Genomic DNA, 1,420 nt, shown 5'->3' with positions numbered 1-1,420 from the left:
AAGGTGGTGAAGCTTCATCCGTTCTTGAAAATACCTATGGCTTACAAAGGCAGGGTTTCTAAGCATGTTAGTTCGATACCCCAAAGACCTTAAACTTCCCCTTGTTTCAACTCACCGACTATCTCAAAACCCTAATTTATTAAGAACTGAAATGGCGAGCGGCCGAGCTCGGCAGCGCAAGCGCTTTCAATCAGTGCCAACGACAATGGCTGCAACGTGGAAACTGAAGGCTGACCAGGCAGTTATTTTAGAAGGGTTTGTAAAACACGGTACCAACGATGCGGTTAACTGGTTTGTTATGCCAATTCGTACACCTCAAGGCTTAATTGACCACGATGTACGTTTTAAACAAAGCCCGCTGGAGTCATGCAGTTTCAATGGTGGGTTTTGGAGTTACAGCGCAGATATCGAAATCAAAGAGCGGCAGGTAGTGAATGAAGAAGCCACTGCTAATAACTTATTAGAACCAAACACCTTAGATGAATTTGTTAATGGCGTTTCTGACGCTTTAGATACTTACCAGGAGAATTAGAAATGTCATTTTTTAGTTTAGTTACAGAGCTAGAATCCCTACTTGACCAATTAAATACAATCTTGGCAGGCTCAGATGATGAAACTGTACAAGTAAATGGGGTTACTAAAGATAGCATATCGAAAGCAATTAAAGATCGATTTGCTTATTTAGAGGCCATGGTACAAGGTAAAATCGGCTTTAAAACTAAAGCTGATATGGATGCTGATCTAAACTACGATGAAAATCGAATTGCCGCTGTTATTGCGGACCCAGTTGTTGAGAACAATCGTGATTACATTAAAGAGGGTGTTTCAGGTGAAGGCCAGTGGGAGCCAAGTAACACTGAGACAATTTCTGTTTTTAGAAATGATCTATGGAATGACCTTAGTTACATCAAGTCATCAATTGATAGCTTGCTTCAAACAAACAGCAATTTAAAGCATGTTTATAGCGGTGAGCAATTTTATCCTTTAAAAAACGGTTGGGGTTTTGGTAGTGGCTTTAAAGGTTTTGTCGGTGGTTTTAATGTAGATAAATATGAGCGTATCAAAGCATTACGCTTTTTATTGAACGGCCTAAATAACATGACTCGCATTCATGTAAAAGTGTATCGTCGCTCAGCATCATCCGCTTATATCTACAAACCTGATCCTGCATTTGGTGATGTCTTAATGCTTGAGTTTGATCAGGACGTTAGCAACTTAGTTGATAACAATAGTCTTGGTAAAAACCCAGTTGATCTATACACGGACTTTTTAGCTACACCAGATAATATTTATTTAGTCGAGGTTGTTGGTTATGACGAACTAGACAATGTTCAACCAATGGGTTGTGTTTCAAACACAACACCAGACGAAGCTGGTCAGGCTTTTAAAGGTTATTATTACAATGCAGAAGGTAATTTAA

The 1,420-nt window shown here is 39.4% G+C and carries 2 protein-coding genes; both read left to right on the top strand.

Translation table 11 applies throughout. From position 1 onward, the window contains the following. Positions 1–64 precede the first annotated feature (64 nt). Positions 65–532: a hypothetical protein gene (locus tag C2M25_RS20560; RefSeq protein ID WP_158679754.1), complete on the top strand. Its 468-nt coding sequence runs from the start codon at positions 65–67 to the stop codon at positions 530–532. A 2-nt stretch (positions 533–534) separates the two neighbouring features. Beyond that, a partial coding sequence (locus C2M25_RS20555) for a hypothetical protein (protein ID WP_199775200.1) occupies positions 535–1,420 on the top strand: 886 nt, incomplete at its 3' end.

Source organism: Pseudoalteromonas sp. T1lg21 (assembly GCF_002964625.1).
In the GTDB taxonomy this organism is placed as follows: domain Bacteria; phylum Pseudomonadota; class Gammaproteobacteria; order Enterobacterales; family Alteromonadaceae; genus Pseudoalteromonas; species Pseudoalteromonas gelatinilytica.
Note: the sequence above shows the minus strand (reverse complement) of the source record. Positions and strands in the feature narration are given on the sequence as shown.

Excerpts from the sequence above, each read along its gene's own strand:
- C2M25_RS20560 (WP_158679754.1), top strand. The coding sequence starts at position 65 with ATGTTAGTTCGATACCCCAAAGACCTTAAACTTCCCCTTGTTTCAACT.